The 19,693-nt window shown below is 67.0% G+C and carries 20 protein-coding genes; 13 read left to right on the top strand and 7 right to left on the bottom strand.

Annotated elements, in window-relative coordinates; genetic code table 11:
- Window positions 1–4 precede the first annotated feature (4 nt).
- The 3 genes from ccmC to ccmA are packed head-to-tail and all read right to left on the bottom strand — an operon-like array spanning window position 5 to window position 2,075.
- Window positions 5–754, bottom strand: coding sequence for a heme ABC transporter permease CcmC (ccmC, locus tag QZ634_RS12780; protein ID WP_291988905.1), 750 nt, complete (start codon window positions 752–754; stop codon window positions 5–7).
- Window positions 755–1,423, bottom strand: coding sequence for a heme exporter protein CcmB (ccmB, locus tag QZ634_RS12775; protein WP_043568268.1), 669 nt, complete (start codon window positions 1,421–1,423; stop codon window positions 755–757).
- 4 nt (window positions 1,424–1,427) lie between these two features.
- Window positions 1,428–2,075, bottom strand: a complete 648-nt coding sequence (gene ccmA / locus QZ634_RS12770; protein ID WP_291988903.1) for a cytochrome c biogenesis heme-transporting ATPase CcmA — start codon at window positions 2,073–2,075, stop codon at window positions 1,428–1,430.
- 140 nt (window positions 2,076–2,215) lie between these two features.
- Between ccmA and QZ634_RS12765 the strand changes: the two genes are divergently transcribed.
- The 12 genes from QZ634_RS12765 to QZ634_RS12710 all read left to right on the top strand — a co-directional run bounded on the left by QZ634_RS12765 (window position 2,216) and on the right by QZ634_RS12710 (window position 15,875).
- Window positions 2,216–3,208 (top strand): nickel-dependent hydrogenase large subunit, encoded by a 993-nt coding sequence (locus QZ634_RS12765; protein ID WP_291988901.1) that lies wholly within the window; start codon window positions 2,216–2,218, stop codon window positions 3,206–3,208.
- A complete protein-coding gene (gene hypA / locus QZ634_RS12760; RefSeq protein ID WP_291988899.1) occupies window positions 3,201–3,542 on the top strand; it encodes a hydrogenase maturation nickel metallochaperone HypA in 342 nt (113 codons plus the stop codon). Before QZ634_RS12765 ends, hypA begins: the two co-directional genes overlap by 8 nt.
- Window positions 3,543–3,563: 21 nt before the next feature.
- A complete protein-coding gene (gene hypB, locus QZ634_RS12755; protein ID WP_291988897.1) occupies window positions 3,564–4,544 on the top strand; it encodes a hydrogenase nickel incorporation protein HypB in 981 nt (326 codons plus the stop codon).
- 1 nt (window position 4,545) lies between these two features.
- Window positions 4,546–6,849: a carbamoyltransferase HypF gene (hypF, locus tag QZ634_RS12750; RefSeq protein WP_291988894.1), complete on the top strand. Its 2,304-nt coding sequence runs from the start codon at window positions 4,546–4,548 to the stop codon at window positions 6,847–6,849.
- Window positions 6,850–6,861: 12 nt separating this feature from the next.
- Entirely contained in the window at window positions 6,862–7,110 is a 249-nt protein-coding gene (locus QZ634_RS12745) for a HypC/HybG/HupF family hydrogenase formation chaperone (protein ID WP_291988892.1), read from the top strand.
- An 81-nt stretch (window positions 7,111–7,191) separates the two neighbouring features.
- Window positions 7,192–8,430: a hydrogenase formation protein HypD gene (gene hypD, locus QZ634_RS12740; protein ID WP_291988890.1), complete on the top strand. Its 1,239-nt coding sequence runs from the start codon at window positions 7,192–7,194 to the stop codon at window positions 8,428–8,430.
- Complete coding sequence (hypE, locus tag QZ634_RS12735; RefSeq protein WP_291988888.1) at window positions 8,427–9,476, top strand: hydrogenase expression/formation protein HypE; 1,050 nt, start codon at window positions 8,427–8,429, stop codon at window positions 9,474–9,476. The genes hypD and hypE overlap by 4 nt, the downstream gene beginning before the upstream one ends.
- 11 nt (window positions 9,477–9,487) lie before the next feature.
- Window positions 9,488–11,233: a hydrogenase maturation protein gene (locus tag QZ634_RS12730; RefSeq protein WP_291988886.1), complete on the top strand. Its 1,746-nt coding sequence runs from the start codon at window positions 9,488–9,490 to the stop codon at window positions 11,231–11,233.
- Window positions 11,230–12,690 (top strand): sigma-54 dependent transcriptional regulator, encoded by a 1,461-nt coding sequence (locus tag QZ634_RS12725; protein WP_291988884.1) that lies wholly within the window; start codon window positions 11,230–11,232, stop codon window positions 12,688–12,690. The genes QZ634_RS12730 and QZ634_RS12725 overlap by 4 nt, the downstream gene beginning before the upstream one ends.
- Window positions 12,687–13,685, top strand: a complete 999-nt coding sequence (locus QZ634_RS12720; RefSeq protein WP_291988882.1) for a HupU protein — start codon at window positions 12,687–12,689, stop codon at window positions 13,683–13,685. Before QZ634_RS12725 ends, QZ634_RS12720 begins: the two co-directional genes overlap by 4 nt.
- A complete protein-coding gene (locus QZ634_RS12715; protein ID WP_291988880.1) occupies window positions 13,682–15,160 on the top strand; it encodes a nickel-dependent hydrogenase large subunit in 1,479 nt (492 codons plus the stop codon). Before QZ634_RS12720 ends, QZ634_RS12715 begins: the two co-directional genes overlap by 4 nt.
- 136 nt (window positions 15,161–15,296) lie before the next feature.
- Window positions 15,297–15,875: an NnrU family protein gene (locus QZ634_RS12710; RefSeq protein WP_291988878.1), complete on the top strand. Its 579-nt coding sequence runs from the start codon at window positions 15,297–15,299 to the stop codon at window positions 15,873–15,875.
- A 218-nt stretch (window positions 15,876–16,093) separates the two neighbouring features.
- Here QZ634_RS12710 and QZ634_RS12705 read toward each other — a convergent pair whose 3' ends face one another.
- The 4 genes from QZ634_RS12705 to QZ634_RS12690 all read right to left on the bottom strand — a co-directional run bounded on the left by QZ634_RS12705 (window position 16,094) and on the right by QZ634_RS12690 (window position 18,862).
- Window positions 16,094–16,789: an RES family NAD+ phosphorylase gene (locus QZ634_RS12705; protein ID WP_291989014.1), complete on the bottom strand. Its 696-nt coding sequence runs from the start codon at window positions 16,787–16,789 to the stop codon at window positions 16,094–16,096.
- Complete coding sequence (locus tag QZ634_RS12700; protein ID WP_291988876.1) at window positions 16,780–17,193, bottom strand: MbcA/ParS/Xre antitoxin family protein; 414 nt, start codon at window positions 17,191–17,193, stop codon at window positions 16,780–16,782. The genes QZ634_RS12705 and QZ634_RS12700 overlap by 10 nt, the downstream gene beginning before the upstream one ends.
- 180 nt (window positions 17,194–17,373) lie before the next feature.
- Entirely contained in the window at window positions 17,374–18,321 is a 948-nt protein-coding gene (locus QZ634_RS12695; protein ID WP_291988873.1) for a hypothetical protein, read from the bottom strand.
- 40 nt (window positions 18,322–18,361) lie between these two features.
- Complete coding sequence (locus QZ634_RS12690) at window positions 18,362–18,862, bottom strand: CIA30 family protein (RefSeq protein ID WP_291988871.1); 501 nt, start codon at window positions 18,860–18,862, stop codon at window positions 18,362–18,364.
- An 85-nt stretch (window positions 18,863–18,947) separates the two neighbouring features.
- Between QZ634_RS12690 and QZ634_RS12685 the strand changes: the two genes are divergently transcribed.
- Window positions 18,948–19,610: a lipocalin family protein gene (locus tag QZ634_RS12685; protein WP_291988869.1), complete on the top strand. Its 663-nt coding sequence runs from the start codon at window positions 18,948–18,950 to the stop codon at window positions 19,608–19,610.
- The last annotated feature ends 83 nt before the right edge of the window (window positions 19,611–19,693 follow it).

Genomic DNA, 19,693 nt, shown 5'->3' with positions numbered 1-19,693 from the left:
ATTCCTACTCCTTGCCGGCGAGCAACTCGCGCACCCAGTCGGTGTGTCGTTCGCGTTCGAGCATGATCGCCCGCACGCGCATCAGCCCGACGGCGATGCTGTACATCCAGCAGCCCAGCGCGCAGAGCAGCATTCCCCAGAGCATCATGGCGGCCATGCTCGGGGCCTTGGTCAGACTCACCGAGGCGCCCTGATGCAGGGTGTTCCACCACTTGACGGAAAAATAGATGATCGGAATATTCACCACTCCGACCAGCGCCAGGATCGCGCCTGCCTTGTCGGCGCGGCGCGGATCGTCGATCGCCGCCTGCAGGGCGATGAAGCCGATGTACAGGAAGAGCAGGATCAGTTCCGAAGTCAGGCGCGCGTCCCACACCCACCAGGTGCCCCACATCGGTTTGCCCCACAGGGCGCCGGTCCATAGCGACAGGAAAGCGAAAAGCGCGCCGGTCGGCGCCAGCGCCGAGGCCATCATTCCCGACAGGCGGATGTTGAAAGCCAGCCCGATGCCGGCCCAGAAAGCCATGACCAGGTAGATGAACATCGACATCCACGACGCCGGCACATGCAGGAAGATGATCCGATAGCCTTCGCCCTGCTGCGCGTCGGTCGGCGCGATCAGGAAGCCGATCACCAGCCCGGCGATACCGAACAGCGCAGCGAGTGCCCAGAACCACGGAATCAGCTTGCCGGCGAGCGGGTAGAAAGTCTGCGGACTGGCGTACTTGAACCAGTTGATTACTCTGTCAGTCATTTATTCCAGCGCAACTCTGAGGGCCGCGGCAGTTGGCCACGGCGCAAAAAACACGCCGCCCAGCGCGAGTGCGCCGAGCAGCGACAAATGGGCTTGCGGTCCGAGTCCGCTGACCGTCGCATCGACCGCGCCGGCACCGAAAATCAGCACCGGAATGTACAGCGGCAGGACCAGCAGTGACAGTAGCACACCGCCACCGCGCACGCCCAAGGTCAGCGCCGCACCGATGGCGCCGATCCCGGACAGCGCGGGCGTGCCGATGAGCAGCGAAACGGTGAGCACCGCCAGCGCGTCCTGGCTCAGGTCGAACTGGATGCCGAGGACCGGTGCGAGCACGACCAGCGGCAGTCCGGCAACCAGCCAGTGGGCAATGACCTTGCCGAGCACGATCAAAGCCAACGGCTGCGGCGCCAGGGCCAGTTGTTCGAGCGTCCCGTCGCGATGGTCGTCGGCAAACAGCCGCGGCAGCGAAAGCATCGTCGCCAGCAACGCGGCGACCCACAAGACCCCGGGCGCCATGCGCCGCAACTGGTCGGGTTCGGGTCCGACGCCGAGCGGGAAAAGGCTGACCACGATGATGAAAAAGAACGCTGCTGCGACGATGTCGGCCTGTCGGCGCATGGCCAGGCGCAGGTCGCGGCCGATCACGGCGCGGAGCAATATTAGCATCTTGTTAACTACCGCGACCGCTGCGTGGGGCATCGCTATCGCCAAGCCACAATCCGCGCACGGCACCCGCCGGCACGGCGACCGTCTGGTGAGTGGTCAGCACCGCCAGCCCGCCGGCCTGCAAATGGGCGCCGATCAGTCCGGCGACCAGTTCGACGGCAGCCGGGTCGAGCGCCACGTAGGGCTCGTCGAGAACCCAGAGCGGACGTTTCTCGTTGACCAGGCGGGCCAGCGCCGCGCGCCGCTTCTGACCCTGCGAAAGGTAGCGGCAGGCGAGATCCTCGCGCCCGCGAAGCCCGACCAGGGCCAGCGCGTCGAGCGCTGCGTCCTCGTCGAGAGCTTCCTGCGCCAGTCGGGCCGCAGAGAGCAGGTTTTCCAGCGGCGTCAGTTCTTCCTTGATGGCGTTCTGGTGGCCGAGGTAGCACAGCTGGCTGCGAAACTCCTCGCCGAGTTTGCCGATCGGGGTGCCCCGCCAGCGAATCTCGCCACTGACGGCCGGGGTCAGGGCACAGAGCATGCGCAGCAGGCTGGTCTTGCCCGAGCCGTTGGTTCCCTGCAGGTAAAGCATCTCGCCGCCATCAAGCCGAAAGCTGACGTCGGCGAAGAGACTGCGCTCACCGCGTACGCATTCCAGATTCGAAGCTTCAAGCATGCAGAGGGAAATCCCGGGAAAAAGGCAGGGGCCGGCGAGGCCGTATTGTGAAGGCGGCAGTTTAGCCGCGGATTGACCGAAATCAAAATCGATTCAAAGGCTTTTGCTATCGTCTGAAGACACTTTCCGGGAGCGTGACGGTGGAACAGGGTGTTCTGCAGCTGGCACTCGCGTGGGATGGCCGGCAAATCGTTGCCGCCGGGGTTGCTTCGACGCGACCGATGGCCGCGCGTGCACTGCGCGGACTGCCGTTTGCCCGCGTCCTTGAATTCGTTCCCCGCTTGTTCGGCCTTTGTCGCCACGCTCAGGATTCGGCGGCGCGTCTGTCCCTGCTGGCCGCGCGTGGTCAGCGCTCCGACATTTCTGCGACGCCTGCGCAGACGCTGGCCGTGACCCTGGAAGCCATCGGCGAACACCTGTGGCGGCTGTTGCTCGACTGGCCGCAGTTGCGCGGAGAGCCGTCGCGGCACGGTGAATTCCTGCTCTGGCGCAAGCACTTGCTGGGCGTCGCTGATGGCCTTGGCGCGGCGGCCTTCGGCGCCCGGCTGCTTGCCTGGCTGGACGCAGAAGCGCCGCCGTGCTTCGACGATCGTCTGCGCTCCGCCCCGGTGGCCTTGCTGCCGCGCCTGTCGGCAGCCGAGTGGGAGTCGCATTTCCGCGGCGATCGTTTTTCCGAACGGCCCACTTTTGCCGGCCAGCCGGCCGAGACGGGAGCGCTCGCCCGACACGCCGACGATCCCGAGGTGTCCGCGCTGCTCGCTGACGGGCAGCGGCTGCAGGCACGGCTGCAGGCCCGCTATGCCGATCTGCGCGGGCTTGCGCGGGGATTGGCCGAGCCCGCGCAGCGGTCGACCTGGCTCGATGCGGCGGCGGTTGCCGAACGTTGCGGGCTGGCACGGGTCGAAACGGCCCGCGGCACCCTGTTGCACCGCGTCGAACTCGACGGCGACCGGGTGGCGCGTTACGCCATCGTCGCGCCGACCGAATGGAATTTTCACCCGCAGGGCGCCTTCGTCCGCGAAATGGCCGGCTGCCCGGCCCAAACGCGTGCCGAAGCGGCGCTGGCGGCTCGCCGCCTAGCCTTGTCGCTCGACCCCTGCGTCGCCTTCGCGGTGACGGTTGACGATGCATGAGATGTCGCTGGCCATGGGCGTGCTGCAGCTTGTCGAGGACGCGGCGCGTGAGCAACGCTTCCAGCGAGTGAAAACCGTGTTCCTGGAAATCGGCGAACTCGCTGCCGTGGAGCCGGAAGCAATGCGCTTCTGTTTCGACGCCGTGATGAGCGGCACGCTGGCCGATGGCGCTCTTCTGAAGGTGATTGAAGTGGCTGGCGAAGGTTTATGCTTTAATTGCAATCAGACGGTGCGGCTTGCGGCCCGTTACGACCCCTGCCCAGCCTGCGGAGGTTTCCCGGTTCAAGCAACCGGTGGTACCGAGATGCGGGTCAAGGAGCTGGAGGTCGAATAATAATGAAGAAGGAGACAGTAGATGTGTACCACTTGCGGTTGCGGTGCCGGGGAGACTCGGGTTGCCGGTAAGGCAGTCTCCGGGCAGGAAGACATTCAGCAGTTCGCGCGCGGCCATGCGCCGCCACGCTCCATCGACGAGGGTGCCGGCTCGGCTCGTCGCCGCATGAGCTACGTTGCGCTTGCTGCAGACGGCGGCCGGAACGCGCATCACCATGCTCACCCCCACGCCGGCGAAGCGGCTGCGGCAGAGGCCGGGACGCCATCGCGGATGCTGCGCATCGAACGCGACATTCTGGCCAAGAACAACGCCTACGCAGCACAGAACCGGCGTCGTTTCGAGGAGCAGGGCATCTTCGCCGTCAATCTCGTTTCCAGTCCCGGTTCGGGAAAGACCAGCCTGCTCTGCCGCACGATTGAGGCGTTGAACGGGAAGCTTGCCATCGCCGTCATCGAGGGCGATCAGCAAACCAGCCACGACGCCGAACGCATCCGCGCCAGCGGCGCGCCGGCAGTGCAGATCAACACCGGCAAGGGTTGTCATCTGGATGCGCACATGGTCGGTCATGCGGTCGACGAGCTGGCGCCGGCCGACGATTCGCTGCTGCTGATCGAAAACGTCGGCAATCTCGTTTGTCCGGCGGCCTTCGACCTTGGCGAGGCGCACAAGGTGGTGATCCTTTCGGTGACCGAGGGCGACGACAAACCGCTGAAATACTCCACCATGTTCGCCGCCGCCTCGCTGATGCTGGTCAACAAGATAGACCTGCTGCCCTACGTCTCCTTCGACAGCGAGCGGGCGATCGCTTACGCCAGGCAGATCAATCCGGCGCTGCAGGTGATCGAGGTCTCGGCGACCACGGGTGAGGGTTTCGAGCATTGGCTGGCCTGGCTGAGCGCTGGTTGCAAGGCGCGACAAGAGAAGAAAAAGGGGGCGATGGCGACGCTGCGACGGCGCATCGTCGAGCTTGAAACGCAGCTCTCTGCGGCTTCGGGAGGCTGACATGGCGGAGAGCGTGGTTTGCCAGAACATCCGCGTCAGCGGCGTCGTTCAGGGCGTTGGTTTTCGCCCCTTCGTCTGGCGCCTGGCCCGCGAACTGGGGCTCGGCGGCTGGGTCCGCAACGACTCGCGTGGCGTCGAGATCGAGGTCTGCGGGGCGGCCGAGCAGGTCAAGAGCCTCATCGACCGACTCGAGCAGGAAGCGCCGCCGCTGGCTCGCGTCAGTGGCGTGGTCGCCCGTGCTGCGGCGCCGGCAGCGCACGATGGCCGCGAGTTCGTGATCATCGACAGCCGCAGTGGTCGGGCGGGGACGATGATCGGGCACGATACGGCGGTCTGCCGTGACTGCCTGGCCGAGACCTTCGAACCCAGCAATCGGCGCTGGCGCTACGCTTTTTCCAACTGTACCAATTGCGGGCCGCGCTACACGATCAGCCGCGGCCTGCCCTACGACCGCGTGCGCACCAGCCTCAAGCCCTTCGTCATGTGCCCGAAGTGCCAGCACGAATATCGCAAGCCCGAGGATCGTCGTTTTCACGCCGAGGCCAACTGCTGTCCCAAATGCGGTCCGCAGTTGCGCCTCGTCGATGCCGAGGGGCAGCCCCTGCCTGGCGACCCGCTGGCCGCGACGCTGGCCCTGCTGCGCGCCGGGAAGATCGTCGCCATAAAGGGACTGGGGGGCTTTCATCTGGCCTGCGACGCCCGCAATGCGGTCGCCGTCGCGCTCCTGCGCGAGCGCAAGCAGCGTGACGAGAAGCCCTTCGTGGTCATGCTCGCCAATGCCGCCTCGGCGGCGATGTTCGTGCAGATGGGGATCGGCGAGCCGGGACTGCTGACGCTGCCGACGCGGCCGGCGATCCTGATCAAGAAGCGCGGCAACTGCGACGCGGCCTTGCCCGGCGTGGCGCCCGGGCTGAGCTGGCTGGGGGTGATGCTGCCTTACACGCCGCTGCAGTTCCTGCTCTTTCACGAAGCGGCGAATCGCCCACCGGGCCTGGGATGGCTCGAAAGGGCGCAGGATCTGGCGCTGGTGATGACCAGCGCCAACCCCGGCGGCGAGCCGCTGGTGGTCGGCAACAATGAAGCCCTGCTGCGCCTCTACGGGATTGCCGACGCCTTTCTGACCCACGACCGCGACATCGTCACCCGCTGCGACGACAGCGTCGCACGCATCACCAGCGGTGGCCTGCAGTTCATCCGGCGGGCGCGTGGCTATACGCCGCGGGCGATCAAGTTGCCGATCTCGGGCCCGTCGGTGCTCGCCGTCGGCGGCTGGTTCAAGAACACGATCTGCGTCACGCGCGGTGACGAGGCTTTCGTGTCACAGCATATTGGCGACCTCGACAACGCCGCTGTCTGCGATTTTCTCGAGGAGAACGTTGCCCAGATGGTGAAACTGCTCGGCGTCGAACCGGCCATCGTCGCGCACGACCTGCACCCGGATTTCCACTCGACCCGCTTCGCGGCTGAATTCGCCGAGCAGTGGCGACTGCCCTTGCTCGGCGTACAGCACCATCATGCGCACGCCGCGGCGGTTCTCGCTGAACACGGCATGCAGGGCAAAGCGCTGGCCCTGTCGCTGGACGGTGTCGGTGTCGGCAGCGATGGCGCGGCCTGGGGGGGGGAACTGCTGCGCGTCGATGGCGACAGCTTCAGGCGCCTCGGTTCCCTGGCGCCGCTGGCGCTTCCCGGCGGCGACCGCGCGGCCAGCGAACCCTGGCGGATGGCGGCAGCGGTGCTGCATCGACTCGGCCGTAACAAGGAGATCGTCGAGCGCTACGCGGCGCAGCAGGCGGCACCGGCCGTCGCGCAGATGCTTGCCGGCAATGTCAACTGTCCACCGACGTCGAGCATGGGGCGGCTCTTCGACGCCGCCGCCGGTCTGCTCGGGATCAAGGCGGTGATGGCTTACGAAGGCCAGGCGGCGATGCTGCTCGAGGGCATGGCGCAGCGCTACGGCGACGTCCTGCCCCTGGACCTGGGCTGGAAGATTTCCCAGGGCCGGCTCGATCTTCTGCCGCTGTTGGCGGTGCTGGCCGACGAAAAGAACCCCGAGCGCGGTGCGGCGCTGTTTCATGCGACGCTGATCGCCGCGCTCGCCGACTGGCTGCGCACGCTGGTGCCGGATGAAGAGGCGGTGGTCGGCAGTGGCGGCTGCTTCCTCAACCAGGTGCTGGTCAGCGGCTTGCGGACTCGACTGAGTGCGCAGGGGATGCGTCTCATCGAGGCGCGCCAGGTGCCGCCCAACGACGGCGGGCTGAGCGTCGGTCAGGCATGGGTTGCCCTGCAGCACCTGGTTGGTCGCTAGGGGAGCGGCGAGATGTGTCTGGCCTTGCCGTGTCGGATCGTCGAATTACGGGGCGCTGACCAGGCGCTGATCGACGTTGCCGGGGTGGGCAAGGAAATCTCGCTGGCGCTGGTCGAAGGCGTCGCCGTCGGCGATTACGTCATCGTGCACGTCGGCTACGCGCTGACGCGGCTCGATCCCGAAGAAGCCGAAAAGACCCTGGCCCTGTTTGCCGAACTGGGTGCGGCTGCGCTTCAGGAGGCGACACGGGCGATCGCCTGAGGTGGCCAGGCGGCGGGTGAGGAGGGGGTTGCGCATGGGGTTGTCGCACAAACGGCGCTATGACGGGAAAAGCGCCGGCCAATGAGGTTCATCGACGAGTTCCGCGACGGTCAGCTGGCGCGCGGCCTGGCTGCGGCGATCAGGCAGGCGGCGCACGCAGATCGCCACTACTCGTTCATGGAGTTCTGCGGCGGGCACACGCACGCCATCGCGCGCTACGGGGTCAGCGATCTGCTGCCGCCTGCGGTGCGTCTGATTCACGGCCCCGGCTGTCCGGTCTGCGTGCTGCCGATCGGGCGCATCGACATGGCGATTCGCCTTGCTCTCGACGCTGGTGTCACCCTGTGCAGTTACGGCGACCCGATGCGCGTGCCGGCTTCCGCGGTCCTGTCGCTGATCAAGGCCAAAGCGAAGCTGGGCAGGGAAAAGGACACGAGGGGAACGGCCGGGTCTGCGCCTGCGTGCGGCGAGATTCGCATGATCTATTCGCCGGCCGACGCCCTGGCGCTGGCACAGCGACATCCCGAGCGGCAGGTGGTCTTCCTGGCCATCGGTTTCGAGACCACGACGCCGCCGACGGCGCTGCTCATCAAACAGGCACAGGCGTTCGGCCTGAGGAATTTCTCGGTCCTCTGCTGCCATGTGCTGACGCCGTCGGCGATGGCCAGCATTCTCGAATCGCCGGAAGTTCGCCGCTGGGGAACGCTGCCGCTCGACGGCTTCATCGGCCCGGCGCACGTGTCGACGATCATCGGCACGCGCCCCTACGAATTCTTCGCCGAGGAGTATCGCAAACCGGTGGTCATCGCCGGCTTCGAGCCGCTCGACGTGATGCAGGCGATCCTGATGCTGATCAAGCAGGTCAACGCCGGACAGGCGCTGGTCGAGAACGAGTTTTTGCGCGCCGTCAGCCGCGACGGCAACCGCAAGGCACAGCAGCTGGTCGCCGACGTTTTCGAGCTGCGTCGCTCGTTTGCCTGGCGCGGACTCGGTGAGCTGCCCTACAGCGCGCTGCGCATTCGCAAGGAGTTCGCCGACTTCGACGCCGAGCGCCGTTTCGGCGTCGGCTACCACGCCGTCGCCGACCACCCGGCGTGCGAATGTGGCGCCGTCCTGCGCGGCGTCAAGCGGCCGCAGGACTGTCGCATCTTCGCCAGCGTGTGCACCCCGGAAAACCCGGTCGGCTCGTGCATGGTGTCGTCCGAAGGCGCCTGCGCCGCACACTACTCGTTTGGCCGCTTTGCCGACGTTGCGGCGGTGCGTACGACGAGTACGGCGAGCACGGCCAGCACCGCCGACCAGCGCGCGGTGGCGCCATGAACGGCGTACGCAAGGGCTACGTGCGGCCGCTCGACCTGTGCCACGGGAGCGTCGACATGACCCATGGCAGTGGTGGCCGGGCGATGGCGCAGCTGATCGAGGAGCTCTTTGCCAGGCATCTCGGCAACCGCTTTCTCGGGCAGGGCAACGACGGCGCGGTGATGCCCATGCCGCCCGGTCGGCTGGTGATGTCCACCGACGGGCACGTCGTTTCGCCGCTCTTTTTCCCCGGCGGCGATATCGGTTGCCTGTCGATCAACGGCACGATCAACGACGTCGCCGTTCTCGGCGCCACGCCGCTCTATCTTGCCGCCGGCTTCATCCTCGAAGAGGGCTTGCCGCTTGCCGACCTGGCGCGCATCGTCGAGTCGATGGCGCGCGCCGCCAGCGCCGCCGGGGTGCCGGTGGTCACCGGCGACACCAAGGTCGTTCAGAGAGGGGCCGGCGACGGCGTGTACATCACCACCACCGGCGTCGGCGTCGTTGCCGACGGTGACGATTTCTCGGGCGACCGCGCCCGACCTGGCGACCAGGTCATCGTCTCCGGCAGTATCGGCGAGCACGGCATGGCGATCATGGCGCAGCGCGAGAGCCTGGGCTTTACCGCACCGATCGTTTCCGACACCGCCGCGCTGCACGGCCTGATCGCCGCCATGCGCGCCAGTGGTGCGGCGATCCGCGCGCTGCGCGACCCGACTCGCGGTGGCGTGGCGACGACACTGAACGAAATCGCCCGCCAGTCCGGCGTCGGCATGATGCTCCAGGAAAGCGCCCTGCCGGTGCAGACCGAGGTCGCCGCCGCGTGCGAGTTTCTCGGCCTCGATCCGCTCTACGTGGCCAACGAAGGCAAGTTGCTGGTGATCGTCGCGCCCGAAGACGCCGCTCGACTGCTCGCCGCGATGCGCGCCCATCCACTCGCCCGGCGCGCGGCGCTGATCGGCAGCGTCCATGCCGACGACCACCATTTCGTGCAGATGACCACCACCTTCGGTGGGCGGCGCATCGTCGACTGGCTGACCGGCGAGCAGTTGCCGCGCATCTGCTGAGCGGGGCAAGGATGCGTATCCTGATCCTTTGCCACGCCTTCAACAGCCTCAGCCAGCGTCTGTACAGCGAACTCGGCGCGCGCGGCCACCAGCTGTCGGTCGAGTTCGATATCGCCGATTCGGTTGGCGAGGAAGCCGTCGCCCTGTTCCGGCCCGAGCTGATCGTCGCGCCGTATCTGCGGCGGGCGATCCCGGCGTCGATCTGGCGCCAGCACACCTGCCTGATCGTCCATCCCGGGATCGTCGGCGACCGCGGCCCGTCGGCGCTCGACTGGGCGATCCAGGAGGGCGAACAGAGCTGGGGCGTCACCGTCCTGCAGGCCACCGGCGAACTCGACGGCGGCCCGATCTGGGCCAGCGAAGACTTCCCGATGCGCGTGGCCAGGAAGTCCAGCCTCTACCGCCACGAGGTGACCGAGGCCGCGACCTGCGCCGTGCTGCGCGCGGTCGAGCGCTTTGCCGGCGGAGGCTTCGTGCCGACGCCGCTCGCTGCTGCCGCCTTCAACACGGGCGTGCGCGGCCGGGCACGGCCCTTGCTGCGCCAGTCCGATCGGGCCATCGACTGGCAGCGCGACGACAGTGCGACGATCCTCGCCCGGCTCAACGCCGCCGATGGTTTCCCGGGCGTCGCCGATCGCTTGTTCGGCGAGCCGTGTCGCCTCTTCGACGCCTGGCCGGAAGACACGCTGTGCGGCGGCCCGCCGGGCGAGGTGATCGCCTGGCGGGAAAGCGCGATCCTGCGCGCGACGGTGGACGGCGCGCTGTGGATCGGGCATGTGCGTCGCGAGGAGGGGGCGAACGCCAACGCCAAGGCCTTCAAACTGCCGGCAACGCAGGTCTTTGCCGCGCAGCTGGCGGGCGTCCCGGAAGCGCCACTGGCCGGCGCAGGCAACAACTTCGCCGCTGCCGGCAGGACCTGGCAGGACATTCGCTACGAGGAAGCCGGGCCGGTCGGTTTCCTGCACTTCGATTTCTACAACGGCGCGATGAGCACCCGTCAGTGCCAGCGCCTGCTGGTGGCGTGGCAGTGGGCGCAGCAGCGGCCGATCAGCGTCATCGTCCTGATGGGTGGCCGCGACTACTGGTCGAACGGCATCCACCTGCACAGCATCGAAGCCGCCGAATCGCCGGCCGATGAATCGTGGGCCAACATCAACGCCATCGACGACCTCGCCGCGGCGATCATTGGCAATGAACGGCAGCTGAGCATCGCCGCGCTGCAGGGCAACTGCGGCGCCGGCGGCTGCTTCCTGGCGCGTGCCGCCGACCTGCTCTGGGCGCGTGCCGGCGTGCTGCTCAATCCGCACTACCGCAACATGGGCAACCTCTACGGTTCGGAGTACTGGACCTACCTGCTGCCGGCACGGGTCGGCGTCGAAGGCGCGCAGGCGATCATGCACAACCGCCTGCCGATGAGCGCCGCCGCCGGCGTGACGGCCGGTTTTGTCGACGCCCGCCTGGCCGGCGACCCCGACGCTTTCCGCGTTGACGTCGCGCGGCGTGCCGCCGAACTGGCGGCCGCGCCCGATCTTGCCGCACGCCTGCACGCCAAGCGCGTGCAGCGCCAGGCCGACGAAGCGCTGCAGCCGCTGGCCAGCTATCGCGCCGCGGAACTCGCCGAGCTGCAGCGCAACTTCTACGGCTTCGATCCGAGCTACCACGTCGCCCGCTACCATTTCGTGCACAAGACGCCGTCGTCATGGACGCCGCGGCACCTGGCGATTCATCGCGATCTCGGCTGGAGCGTGCCGCGATGAGCAGCAGGCCGCGGGCGAAGCTGCCGACGGTGCTCGTGGTCGACGACGAAGTGCGCTCGCAGGAAGCCTTGCGGCGGACACTCGAAGACGACTTCGAGGTCTTCACCGCGGCGAGCGCCGAGCAGGCGCAGCGGATCATGGAAAGCGAGTGGGTACAGATCGTCGTCTGCGATCAGCGCATGCCGCAGATGAGCGGCGTCGAGTTTCTCAAGGGCGTGCGCAGCCAGTGGCCGGATACCCTGCGCATCATCCTTTCCGGCTACACCGACGCCGAGGACATCATCGCCGGGGTCAACGAGGCCGGCATCTACCAGTACCTGATGAAGCCCTGGCATCCCGAGCAGCTGTTGCTGACCCTGCAGACAGCCGCCAACGTCCATCGCCTGCAGCAGCAGAGCCAGCGCCTGTCGGTCGATCTGCGCACCGCCGAGCCGGTGCTGGCGCGCCGTGTCGAGGCGAAGAGCGAGCGCGCCAAACGCGAATTCGGCCTCGACGCGCTGATCCGCACGCCGGACAGCCCGCTCAACGGCGTCTGCGCGCTGATCGAGAAGATCGCTCCGTTCGACCTCTCGGTGCTGATCAGCGGTGAATCGGGTACCGGCAAGGAGATGCTCGCCCGCTCCATCCATTACTGCAGCCGGCGTGCCGACAAGGCTTTCGTCACCGAGAACTGCGGCGCGCTGCCCGACCAGTTGCTCGAGGCCGAGCTCTTCGGCTACAAGCGCGGCGCGTTCACCGGCGCCTACGAGGACCGCAGCGGCCGCTTCCAGCAGGCCGATGGCGGCACGCTCTTCCTCGACGAAATCGGCGACACCAGCCCGGCGTTCCAGGTCAAGCTGCTGCGCGTCCTGCAGGAAGGCGAGTTCCGCCCCCTGGGCGCCACCCGCCCGCATTCGGTCGATGTGCGCGTCGTCGCCGCCACCCACCACGACATCGAGGCCGACGTGCGCGCCGGCAGCTTCCGCGAGGACCTCTACTACCGCCTGGCGACGGTGCCGCTGCACGTGCCGGCGCTGCGCGAGCGGGCGATGGACATTCCTCTGCTCGCCGGTCGCCTGCTCGACGCCAGCCAGAGGGTGCTCGGCAAGAGCGTCGAGGGTTTCACCACCGAGGCACTCGCCTGCCTCGCCGCCTACCCCTGGCCGGGCAACGTGCGCGAGCTGCAGAACGAAATCCTGCGCATGCTGGCGCTCTGCGAAACGCCGCGCGTCGGTGCCGAACTGCTCGCGCCACGCATCCTGCGCACGCCGGCGTTCGATCAGCAGCCCGACGATCTGCTCGATCTGATCGCCGTCGATGGCGGGCTCAAGGAACGTCTCGAAGCGCTCGAAGCGCGGGTGCTCAGGGAGACACTGATCCGCCATCGCTGGAACAAGTCGCGCGCCGCCAGCGAACTCGGTCTGTCGCGTGTCGGCCTGCGCCACAAACTGCTGCGCTACGGACTCGAACGCGGATGAAAGTGCTCTGGCTGCAGGCCGCGGGTTGCGGCGGCTGTACGCAGTCGCTGCTCGGCGCCGAGAACCGCGCCGGCGTGCTGGCGCAGCTTGCCGATGCCGGTGTCGACCTGCTTCTCCATCCCGCTCTGTCGGAAGCCAGCGGCAAGGATGCGCTCGATCTCCTGCACGCCGCCGCCAGTGGCGCACTGCCCTTCGACATCCTCTGCGTCGAAGGCGCGCTGCTGCGTGGGCCGAACGGCAGCGGCCGCTTTCAGATCCTTTCCGGCAGCGGCCGGCCGGTGATCGACTGGGTGCGCGAACTCGCGGCGCGCGCGCGCCAGGTGATCGCCATCGGCAGCTGCACCGCTTTCGGCGGCATCATCGCTTCCGGCGAAAACCTCACCGACGCCTGTGGTCTGCAGTTCGACGGCGACCAGGCAGGCGGCCTGCTCGGCCCGGATTTTCGCGCCGCTGCCGGCCTGCCGGTGATCAACGTCGCCGGTTGTCCGGTGCATCCGGGCTGGGTCGTCGACACGCTGCTGGCCCTGGCGCTCGGCGCCTTCGCAGAGAGCAACCTCGACGCCTGGCAGCGGCCGCGTTCCTATACCGAGCAACTGGTGCACCACGGCTGTCCGCGCAACGAGTACTACGAATTCAAGGCCAGCGCCCAGAAGCTCTCCGATCTTGGCTGCCTGATGGAGAACATGGGCTGCAAGGGCACCCAGGCCAACGCCGACTGCAACCTGCGGCCGTGGAACGGCGTCGGTTCGTGCGTGCGTGGCGGCTTTGCCTGCATCTCGTGTACCGAACCCGGTTTCGAGGAACCCGGCCATCCGTTCATGGAAACCGCCAAGATCGCCGGCATCCCGACGGGTTTGCCGATCGACATGCCCAAGGCCTGGTTCGTCGCGCTCGCCGCCCTGTCCAAGTCGGCGACGCCGCGGCGGGTGCGCGAGAACGCGCGCTCCGATCATCCGCTGATCCTGCCGGGAACCAGAAAGGGCGGTCCGAAGTGAGCCGGCGCCTGACCATCGGCCCGTTCAATCGCGTCGAAGGCGACCTCGAAGTGACCCTCGACATTGCCGACGGCCGCGTCGCATCGGCGCAGGTCTGCTCGTCGCTCTACCGTGGCTTCGAGCAGATTCTGATCGCCAAGCATCCGCTCGACGCCCTGGTCATCGTGCCTCGCATCTGCGGCATCTGCTCGGTGTCGCAATCGGCCGCGGCTGCCGCAGCACTCGCCGACGCCAGCGGACTGCCGATGCCGGCCAACGGCGAACTGGCGAGCCGGCTGATCCTCGCTTGCGAGAACCTGGCCGACCACCTGACCCACTTCTACCTTTTCTTCATGCCCGACTTCGCGCGCGCCGCGTATCGCGGTCGCGCCTGGCACGCGCTGGCCGAAAGGCGTTTCCAGGCCGACGTCGGCGAAGCCTTGCGCGAGGTGCTGCCGGCACGTGCCGACTGGCTGCGCCTGATGGGTTACCTGGCCGGAAAGTGGCCGCACAGCCTGGCGCTGCAGCCGGGCGGAACGACGCGCGCGATTACCGCCACCGAGAAAGTCCGCCTGCTGACCGTGCTGCGCGAGTTCCGGGCGTTCCTGAGCAGCCGCGTTTTCGGCGATACCCTCGAGAACGTCGGCGCGCTGCACAGTGCCGACCAGCTCTCCGCCTGGGCGCAGGGGAGGGCAGGCGACTTCCCGCGCTTCCTCGAAATCGCCGCCGATCTCGGCCTGGAGCGCATCGGACGCGGCAGCGACACCTTTCTCAGCTACGGCGCCTATGCGCAGCAAGGGGGAGTAGGCCGCCAGGACGACAATCGCGAGCACCTCTTCACCCGCGGCGTCTGGCGCGACGGCGTGCTGCCTTTCGACGCAGCCCTGATCAGCGAAGACGTCGCCCACGCCTGGCTGTTCGGCGAGCAGCCACTGCACCCGCGGCAAGGCGAGACACGCCCGCTGATCGCCGAGTTCGCCGACCAGCCGGACGCCTATACCTGGTGCAAGGCGCCGCGCTACGATTCGCGCGTCGCCGAAACCGGTGCGTTGGCCCGGCAGATGGTCGATGGCCACCCACTGCTGCGCGCGCTGGTCGCCGCCAACGGCGGCAGCGTCCTGGCGCGAGTCGTCGCCCGCCTGTTCGAAATCGCCCTGGTCGTCCCGGCGATGGAGGGCTGGGCGCGCGCGCTGACCCCCGGCGAGCCGTTCTGCAATCAGTGGCGGCTCCCCGATCAGGCCAGCGCCGTCGGCCTCGTCGAAGCCGCACGCGGGGCCCTCGGGCACTGGCTGCACATCGAACGCGGCAGGATCGCCCGCTACCAGATCATAGCCCCGACCACCTGGAACTTCTCGCCGCGCGACGCAGGCGGCGTTCCCGGCGCCCTCGAACAGGCGCTGGTCGGCCTGCCGGTGGGTGACGGCGATAACGTCCCGCTCGTCGTGCAGCACGTCGTGAGGTCGTTCGATCCGTGCATGGTGTGCACCGTGCATTGAAATCCGGGCCCGGCCCGTTTTCTCGCGCTGAGCCGCGGGCCGTTCGCGGCCAGGGACCAGGCGCTACGGCGTGGCGCTTGCACCGACGACCATGCGCCTGTTACCTTCACCACCACTCCTTGACCTATCTCACACCATGACCACTCTGATCCTCGGCCTCCTGATCTTTCTCGGCGTCCATTCGCTGCGTATTTTTGCCGACGGCTGGCGCAGCCAGGTGCGTACGCGCATCGGCGCGAACGCCTGGAAGGGCGGCTACTCGCTGCTCTCCCTGCTTGGCTTCGGGCTGCTGGTCTGGGGTTACGGACAGGCGCGGCTCGATCCCGTGCTGCTGTGGTCGCCGATGGTCGGGACGCGCCACCTCGCGGCGCTCCTGATGCTGCCGTCGTTCATCCTGCTGGCCGCCGCCTACGTGCCGCAGAACGGCATCAAGGCGCGCGTCCACCATCCGATGGTGCTCGCCGTGAAGGTCTGGGCGCTGGCGCACCTGCTGGCCAATCACACGCTGGCCGACCTGGTCCTTTTCGGCAGCCTGCTGCTCTGGGCGGTGCTCGATTTCCGCTCGTCAAGGCAGCGCGATCGCGCGGCGAACACCGTTTATCCGGCGGGGACCCTGAGCGGCACGGTTGCGACGGTGGCGGTGGGCGCGGTGGCCTGGGCGGTGTTCGCGTTCTGGGCGCACGGCTGGCTGTTTGGCGTGCGGCCGTTCGGCTGACGACGCGCGCCGCGCGGCGACTCTCGCCGAGCGGCACGCTTTTCCTTGAAGGCGGCCACAAGCGCTTTGGCAGATGCCCATTTCAGCGACCACAGCGCGTCGTTCTGACCTGGCTTTGCTTGCTGAAGGGCTCGTCAAGAGTGCAACACTACGCTTTCGGTCGCGGTCTTAGCCTGCGCCGATCGGCGCTTCCGCGTCCCGAGACCGTTCGCTGCCGCTCAGGCGCGCCGCGAAAACTCGAAGACGGCGTCGATTTCGTGGCCGTTCCACGAATACTGCAGATACGCGGCGTGGGCGCAGTTGTTGAGCAGTTTTGGCGTGAATGCCGCCAGGCACTGTCCTTTCGCTCGCCGCACCGACGGATAAACCGCCCCGGTCGCGCCGACGCCGCGCAGGCGCCGGGCGAGCGCCTGCGAATGGCTGTAGTCGCTGCGGTCGAACACGGCCGCCGCGTCGATGCCCAGCTTGCGCAGGTCGATCACCTGGCCGGCCGCCTTGACCGTGTAAAGACGCATCTGCAGATTCATCGCCGGCTCGGCGGTCGCCGCCAGGAAGCGCGCCGAGTGGTGGACGGTTTCTGCGATCGCCGTATCGGCATCGCGAGCGCAGTAGAAGACGCCATAGCTGCCGTCGCTGAAGCGGCTGCCGAGCGGATTGAGGTGCGTGAAAGCGGCCATGATCGGGCCGCTGCCCGGACCGAAGCGCCGCTCCGTCCGCGGCACCAGCTCGATCTGGCCAAGTTCGTCACGCACACGGTCGTTGGTCAATGCTTCGAGTGCGAAGAGCGCGTCGAAGTCGTCGGCCGAGGCGATCCGGTCGAAAACGCTGATCGCCGGATAGCGCGTCGGAATCACCCTGTAAGCGGGGTTCCAGTTCAGGCGAACGGTCGCATAGGCAGACCCGGTCAAGCCCAGGTCCCGCGCATGGCGTCGAGATACTGGCGCACCGCGAAGAGGTCGCCAACGTTGCCGCCGAGCATCCGTTCGAGCGCGCTGCGGCCGCCGAAGAGCGGTGCCTGATTCGGCTTGCGCACCCAGGCGTCGGCCGCCGACTGCTCGGGCAGCAAAATCTGCAGCGCCTTGTAGATGCCGAGCAGGTAGGAAAGCCGTTCCAGCGTATCCCTGCCCAGGCGCGCTTCGGCCGGCGCCGCTTTCCACTTGAAGAAGGTCGACCGGCCCGGCGCACCGAGCAGCACCAGTTGCTGGTCGACGTCCAGCTGCCAGTCGCGGGCGATGTTGAAAAAAGCCCGCAAGCCCGCCGCGGACATTTCCCTGGTTCCCGGATTGGCGGCTGACAGGACTCGCGCGGCGTTGCCCATGGTAATCTCCAAATTAAGAGTTCATGGGAATTGTAGTCCACATGTGGACTGTGCGCAAGCGCTGCTGCAGGCCGCCGGCGGTCACTCGGCGGCGCCTGGCGCGGGTCCTTTGCGCTTGACCCGGTGTGCCGCTTGCCGTGATCGGGCAAGCGCGCCATGGTCGGCTCGCTTGCCGAAAGCTCAGAAGCGGTGGGAGACGGTGAGGCCGATCGCCGGGGCGCTCTTGTACTCGTCGCTGTAGACGTCGTGGCCAGCGGAGTTGCTGACCGTCAGCTTGCCGTTGACGAATCCCGCAGCATAGAAGTCGGCGCGCGTGGCTTTGTCGAAGCTGTAGGAGAGCCGCGCGAAGAGCGGAATGAAGCGGTTTTCGCCAATCCCGCCGGGCACCGGTCCGTCGTCCTGCAGGCGGAAGCGATACGAGCGGTATGAGCCGCCGCCGGCCACTTCCCAGCGCTCGGAAAGCGCGTAGGCAAGTTCCAGGCCGGCGCCGCCCGCGGGTCCTGCTTGTAACGGGTTGCCCAGGCGAAGGCGGTCGCTGAGCTTCCAGTTGACGACCACGAAGGGGAAAACCCTGTTCTCGTCGATCTGGCGAAAGACGCCCAGGCCGAAGCCGAGAACGAGATCCGGAGAGAAGGTCCGCGTGGCCGTAAGCAGCGCGCCATAGTTCAGCGAGTCGCTGGCCTTGGCTCCGGATTCGCCGCTCCATTCGACACTCGGGCTGAAGCCCAGCCGCCAGTCGGGTGCGATGGCGTAGGAGAGGTTCAGGCCGACCAGCGGCGCGTTCAGTCGCGACCACGGTGCGTGGCCGCCGAAGGCCGCTGGCTTGTCCCAGTTCCAGTCCTGATAGTCGTAGCGCAGGCTGAAGCCGGCAGAGACCTGCGGTGTGAACTGGCGCGTGACGTTGCCGCCGATCTGCACGCCGGCCCAGTGAAAACCGCCCCCGTTATCGAGATCGGTGTCGTACTGATTGATCCCGGTGATCGATCCCGAACTTGCCACGTCGCCAGGCTTCAGGCCCTGGGCGAAGGCCGGGGTGGCAAGGAGTGCAGCTGCGATGAGTGCGATGGGTGCGATGGGTGCGATGGGTGCGGCCAGGCCGACGATGGGGGTGGTGGGGCGAGAAAGCATTTCGGTGACTCCGATGATGAAAAAGATAAACCCGCGGCAGTCAGGCTGCCAACTCGATGGCGCGCAGTGCCAGGCGGAAAGCGCCCACCTGTCGGTCGGCAATCACCAGGCCGACTTGCCGTACGCGCGCTGACGCAAGCAGCGGCGCCTGCGCAAGGACTCGCCCGCGCCAGGTCGGCACGAAGTCGGCCAGGGCCAGGCGAACGCGGGTCCAATCGCCGGACGGTGCTTCGAATTCTGCCTGGTAGCCGATACCGTCGAAGTCGGAGCCTGTCCGAACACTAAACTTGTAGCGCTTGCCGTCGCCGCGAACCGTCAGCAGGTAGGCCGAGACGCCATCACTGGCCGAGATCTTGACCGGCGATCGGACCGAAGCAAAGCCGCCGTTATTGGCCAGAGAGACCGCTCCGGAAAAGACGGCATATCCGTCCGGGTCGTAGGCCATCTGGCTCGCGGAAACACCGCCCATCACCGCATCACCGATGGCATACCAGTGAGCGACCGAGTCGGGCGTATCGAAGCGGGAAACAGAAATGTTCATGATGGCGGACGGAGGCCTTCGCCGAGAGTCTCCGAAGAGTCAATGGATTGACCGATGGAGCTCTAGTGACCAGGACAAAAAATATATGTATAACCATATTATACCCATTATTGGCCGTTCTAACGACATGTCGTGTATTATTGTCCAGGACAATAATCTTTCTAAGGTGAGGGTTTTGCCGATGTTCCACTTCCCGCTTCCAGCCAGCGCTCGCCATCGGTGGGCCGGCCCTTTGCTACTTTTCCTGTTTGCACTCAGTGGCTGTTCAACGGCACCGCCCGCCGGCATGGACCCGGTGACTCCCTTCGATCTGACGCGCTATGAAGGTAAGTGGTACGAGCTGGCGCGGCTTGATCATTCGTTCGAACGTGGGCTGAGTGACGTCAGCGCCACCTACCGCGCGCAGCCGGATGGGAGTATCGAAGTGGTCAACCGCGGCTACGATAGCGAACGCAAGGGCTGGCAGGAGGCCACTGGGAAAGCCTTGTTCGTTGATGATCCGAATCGTGGCTCGCTCAAGGTGGCGTTCTTCGGGCCGTTCTACGGTGGCTATCATGTCGTGGCTCTGGACCAGCAGAACTACCGCTGGGCGATGGTCGTCGGGCCGAATCGTGACTATCTCTGGATACTGGCGAGAGACAAGCGGATCGCGGCGAACGTTCGTGATCGCCTGCTCAGCCAGGCCCGCCGGCTTGGACTGGAGGTCGACAAGTTGATCTGGGTCGATCAGGCGCGCCAGGATGGCTAGCGGCGTCGTGCCAGCGATTCCCGCAGCGCGACAATCGCCCGCGCCGCGCGGTCAGGAAAGGATAGCCGGCGGCCGCCGGCATC

The organism is Candidatus Accumulibacter sp. ACC007 (assembly GCF_907163205.1).
In the GTDB taxonomy this organism is placed as follows: domain Bacteria; phylum Pseudomonadota; class Gammaproteobacteria; order Burkholderiales; family Rhodocyclaceae; genus Accumulibacter; species Accumulibacter regalis.
This window is presented reverse-complemented; position numbering and strand designations above follow the sequence as displayed.